At 47.5% G+C, this 6,173-nt stretch carries 1 protein-coding gene and 1 pseudogene; both read left to right on the forward strand.

Annotated features, from left to right (window positions below; genetic code table 11):
- Positions 1-74: 74 nt before the first annotated feature.
- Positions 75-2,750: pseudogene (locus QUA13_RS19895) on the forward strand (CHAT domain-containing protein); the annotation flags it as partial.
- Positions 2,751-2,993: 243 nt separating this feature from the next.
- Positions 2,994-6,173, forward strand: a 3,180-nt coding sequence (locus QUA13_RS19900) for a DUF4347 domain-containing protein (protein WP_333201228.1), incomplete at its 3' end; no start/stop codon positions are given.

Raw genomic sequence — 6,173 nt, forward strand, 5'->3', positions numbered from 1 at the left:
TGCAATGAATGATGAATACATGATGCTTCTTCTCAAATCCTTTTGTCAAGACTGATTGAGATGCTCTTACCCTGCTAAATTACCCTAACCCTGCATTCCAATCCGCAGGGGATATCACATTATTGAGCAATGGCACTGTTTCCGGTGATGCTCACTTCGCTGCGCGCGGTAATTTTTCTATTCTCACATTGTCTGGCGATCGCGGCAGGTTTGTGAGTTTGTACGACCCGATTATTAGCTCCGAGGGAGATGTGAGATTTGGGGATTATACTGGAACCTCACTTAAGGTAGAAGCCAAAGGGGCGATCGCGGCGGGAGATATTACCATCACTGGGCCAGATACTACTTTGTTGGGTTCCGCCGATCCAGATACGGCAGTGCTTTCAGGTAGTGCAGCTTTAATTCTGCGATCGGGCGTTTCGACTCTGGCGAATGCTGCGAATCTGCCGCCGAATGTCACCGCAGGGGAGACATTTTTTGCTTCGCCGGGTGTTGCTTCGGGCAATAGCATCGGAGTGGGAGCGATTTCGACATTAGGCGGGCCTGTGATTTTGGAGTCGGGAGGGGACATTGCGCTGGATGCGATCGCCACTTCTGGCGGTAATATTACTCTCAAAGCTGCCAGCGACATCGCCGTTACAGGCACTCTTCAGTCTACTGGCGGCAGTATTGACCTCACGGCTGGCAATCTTCTCACAGTCAGCGGCACTTTTACAGATAGTAACGGTGTAAATGCGAGCATTTCCAGCGCTAATAATGGCATCGGTGGCGGCGCGATTACTCTTCGCCACGCGGGGAGCACGATTACACCTTTTATTGTCGGCGATGCGACAACGAATGGGACGGCGGGAGCCATTACATCAGGTTCCGAAACAATTTCGCCGCAGTTCGCGGTGTCGGTGCCGCCTAGCACTTACACTCAGGGCAATATTGCGATCGTTACTTCCGCGCCATCTCCAACGCCGGAACCGACACCATCTCCAACGCCGGAACCGACACCATCGCCAAGCCCAGAACCGACACCATCGCCAACGCCGGAACCAACGCCATCTCCAACACCACAACCGACACCATCTCCAACACCACAACCGACACCATCTCCAACACCATCTCCAACACCACAACCAACCCCATCTCCAACACCGCAACCGACACCATCTCCAACCCCACAACCGACACCATCTCCAACACCACAACCAACCCCATCTCCAACACCGCAACCAACACCACAACCAACGCCGGAACCGACACCACCACCAACACCATCTCCAACATCACTACCAACACCATCTCCAACATTACCAACACCATCTCCAACACCGGAACCCGCGCCATCTCCAATATCAGAACAAACGACATTACCCGATATTTCAATTACCAATACGATCGCCCAATCTGGCAACCTAAATAGCATTAATAGAATTGAATCTCTTTTTAACTACAGATCCGATTGGGTAAACGAAGTTGTGCAAACGGCATCGCCTCTAAGTAGAATTAGCCTTAGCGATATCACACGACTGATAAATAAAGGCGATATCCCTCAAGCCAGTTTCTTTATCGATATCTTCTATAGCGAACAAGTGGGATCATACGTCAACCAGGAAATCAGGCGGGATTTGCAATCTTTTACGGCCATACAACAAAGAACTAGAGCGATCGCTAGCCAAACTGGTAAAAAACCAGCCATTATTTACGCCTTAGCCCGCCCAGAACAATTAGACCTAATCATTGTCCCCCCTACAGGCATCCCAATTCACAAAAGCATCCCCGCCGCCCGGCGCAAAACTTTGATGCAAGTCGCCGCCAATTTCAGAGATGAACTCCTTAATCCCAGAAAACGCAATACTCAGAGCTATTTGCCAGCATCCCAGCAACTTTACCAGTGGATAATTGCACCCTTGGAAGCTGATTTGAAAGCTCAGGGCATCGATACGCTAGTTTTTAGTATGGATGCGGGGTTGCGATCGCTTCCCTTAGCCGCCCTCCATGACGGTTCTCAATTTCTAGTAGAAAAATACAGCATCGGACTCATTCCCAGCGTCAACTTAACCGATACTAGCTATGAAAGTGTTAAAAATGCTGAAGTTTTAGCAATGGGAGCCTCGCAATTTACCAATAACCAACCATTACCAGCAGTGCCTGCAGAACTTAATGCTATTGCCTCCGAATGGAAAGGTGAATCCTTCCTCAACCAAACCTTTACTCTCAACAATCTTAGGTCGCAGGGCAAAGACAGGGCCTATCGGATTATTCACCTCGCCACTCACGGAGAGTTTAAGTCAGGATCGCCGAGCAATTCTTACATTCAGTTATCAGATAGCAGGTTAACACTCGATCGCGTGCGCGAACTAGGGTGGAATCAGCCGCCTAAAGTTGAGCTATTGGTGTTGAGCGCTTGCAAAACTGCTGTGGGTGATGATGACACCGAATTAGGTTTTGCCGGGTTAGCTGTGCAAGCGGGGGTGAAGTCTGTTTTGGCGAGTCTTTGGTACGTCAGCGATGAAGGTACTTTAGGGTTAATGGCTGAATTTTACCATAACTTGAAAGTTGCGCCGATTAAAGCTGAAGCTTTGCGGCAGGCTCAAATTGCTATGATCAAAGGTCAAGTTCGCATTGAAAATGGTCGTTTAATTTTGTCAAACTTAAATAAGGAGTTAGAATTACCGCCAGAATTAGCTCAACTGACTAATGAAAGTCTCTCCCATCCTTATTATTGGTCTGCCTTCACGATGATTGGGAGTCCTTGGTAATGTCATTGTGAGGGAAGCGAAGCAATCTCAAAACCTGGCGATTGCTTCGTTCCTTGCAATGACAGAAAATTGCTTTCTTGCTCGTAATGACATAGTATAAAGTGCATAAATACTCACAAAGTCATTCGAGCGAAGCGAAGCAATCGCAATGATTTTAGGCGTGACTCGCAATCAGATGCTAGTAAGTGCATAAGTGCTATTTGAGTGATACATATAAACTTTGAAAAGTAAAGAGGTTGCATAATGATACAGCAAAAATTTGTTTCAACTCTAGTTTTTATTGACTCAAATGTTGAAGATTACCAGAGTTTAATTAGAGGCGTTTCCCCAAATGCTCAAGTAATTATCCTAGATGAAACGCGGGATGGCATTGAGCAAATTACCGAAAGGTTAGCAATTGAAAAAAATATAGAAGCAATTCACATCATCTCTCACGGTAGTCCAGGTGCGGTACATCTCGGTGCAAATACACTTAATAGCAGCAATATAGAAAGTTTCAGCCCTCAACTCAAACAGTGGCGCAAAGCATTAACAAATGGTGCAGATATTCTCCTTTATGGGTGTAATGTCGCCGCCGATGTATCGGTGAAAATTGACAGCCTCGACATTTCCCACATTCCCCACATTCACCACATCCGCCAGGGGTTAAAACCCCTGTCTCATAGCTTAAGTCGGTTGAAACCGACTGAAGACAATCAAGACAATTCATTTATTCAGTCTTCGAGCGAGGACTTTCGCTATCAGACGGAGGTTTTAACCCCCGACGGGACTGGTGTTAAACCGACTGGTGTTAAGCCCACAAAACCTAACCAATTTCTCCAACGCCTGAGTGAATTAACAGGTGCCGACATCGCTGCCTCTGCTAACCCCACCGGCAATGCCGCACTAGGGGGAGACTGGGAACTGGAAGTACACATCGGTAAAATTGACGCGCCTCTAGCCTTCACTGAAGCTGCAAGACTTGATTTCGCATCAGTCTTGGCGGCGGGTGACTTAGATCCCACATTCGGTACTGGCGGCAAAGTTACTACTGATTTTAACGGGAATACTGACTGGATCAATGCAGCCGAGCTCCAAAGTGACGGCAAAATCGTCGTGGCAGGGTATGCCAAGAATGGCACTTATAATGACTTTGCCCTAGCCCGCTACAATGCTGACGGCACACTTGATACCAACTTCAACACCACTGGCAAAGTCACTACAGATTTTAACAGCTTCGACGACACGGGTAATGCCGCTTTGATCCAAAGTGACGGCAAAATCGTCGTGGCGGGAGTTGCCAAGAATGGTACTTATACTGACTTTGCCTTAGCCCGTTACAACAGCAACGGCTCTCTGGATACCAGCTTCAACATCACTGGCAAAGTCACTACAGATTTTAACAGCTTCGACGACACTGGTAAGGCCACCTTTATCCAGCCTGACGGCAAAATCGTCGTGGCAGGGTATGCCAAGAATGGCACTTATAATGACTTTGCCCTAGCCCGCTACAATGCTGACGGCACACTTGATACCAGCTTCAACACCACTGGCAAAGTCACTACTGATTTTAATGGCAACAACGACTTCGGCTCTGGGGTCTTCATCCAACCTGACGGCAAAATTATCGTAACGGGGGTTGCTTATAATGGCAGTAACTATGACTCTGCTCTAGCCCGCTACAATGCTGACGGCACTCTCGATACCAACTTCGGTACTGGCGGTAAAGTCACGGCTGATTTTAATGGCTTAAACAACGACGACAGTGCCACAGCCGTTTTCATCCAAAGTGATGACAAAATTGTTGTGGCGGGGTATGCCAATAGCGGCAGCGGTAGTGATAACTTTTCCTTAGCCCGTTACAACAGTAACGGCACACTCGATACCAACTTCGGTACTGGCGGCAAAATCACTACTGATTTTTACGGTAGCTTTGACTACGGCGTAGTCACCGACCTCCAGAGTGACGGCAAAATTGTCGTAGCAGGGTCTGCCAATAATGGTGGCAGCAGCTATGACCTTGCCCTAGCCCGTTACAACAGTAACGGCACACTCGATAGCAATTTCGGTACTGGCGGCAAAGTCACTACTGATTTTTACAGTGCTTCCGACGGTACCGGTGGCTTGTCAATCCAGAATGACGGCAAAATTCTCCTGGCGGGGAATGCAACTAATGGCAGCTATACTGACTTTGCCCTAGCCCGCTACGGGACTCCTGATATTGCGATAACTTCACCCACAATCGCCGCTGCTAATGTTATCTCCGGTACTCTTAACCAGCCGCTATATCAATTAAATTTAGCCGTAACGGGTGTTAATACCCAATTCACCGGTTTAACTGCTACCACCGACGGCGCTTATCAAACTTCTGACATTGCCACCAATGGCTTCAAACTCTGGTATTCCACTGATAATCTCTTGGATGCCAGCGATACTGTTTTGAAAACTCTGCCATCTGTCGCTACTGGTAGTAACTTAGCTTTTACAGGACTTTCTCAACCTATCAATGCTGGCACAACAGGCTATTTATTCCTTACAGCCGACATAGCAACTGGTGCTACTGATGGAAATACAATTAACATTCTTCCACCCACTTTAGCCAACATTACTTTTACAGAGGGAAACAAAAGTGGAACGCCGACAGCTAGCAGGTTACAGACTATTGTTACTCCTCCTACGGTAACATCCATCGTTCGCGCTAACCCCAATCCCACTAATTTATCTAGCCTGAATTACACCGTAACTTTTAATAAGACTGTAACGGGAGTTGACAGCGGAGATTTTGCTCTTGTAGCTACAGGCATCACTGGTACAAGCATAGCTGGAGTCACGGGTAGCGGCAACACTTATACTGTCAGCGTCAATGCGGGTACTGGCAGCGGTACTTTAGGGTTAAATTTAGTAGATGATGACAGCATTAATACCTCTGGCATACCGCTGGGCGGTACTGGTACTGCCAATGGCAATTTGACAGGAGAAGTTTACAGCATCGATCAAACATTGCCCACTGCTAGTCTCACTCCTATTGCTGATATTACGACAGCAGGCGGTACAACACAGACTTTTACTGTTACTTTCAGCGACGATAATGCCATAGATGTTAGCAGTTTGGATAGTTCGGACTTTCTAGTAAATTGGTCAGGTGGTACAATTCCTGCTGCATTTGTCAGCGTCGATACTAACAGTAACGGTACACCTCGCACGGCTACTTATTCCCTGACTCCGCCTGGGGGGACTTGGGATGATACAGATAATGGCAGTTACGCTGTTAATTTGCAAGCATCGCAAGTAAAAGATACTTTTGGCAATCAAGTTGTAGGTAGCAATTTAGGCAGTTTTACTGTTAACATTGCCACGCCAACACCGACTCCAACGCCAACACCGACTCCAACAACGCCAACTCCGACTCCGACAACAACTCCGACTCCCACGCCAACTCCGACT

Source organism: Microcoleus sp. S28C3, assembly GCF_036700785.1.
GTDB classification, from domain to species: domain Bacteria; phylum Cyanobacteriota; class Cyanobacteriia; order Cyanobacteriales; family Microcoleaceae; genus Microcoleus; species Microcoleus asticus.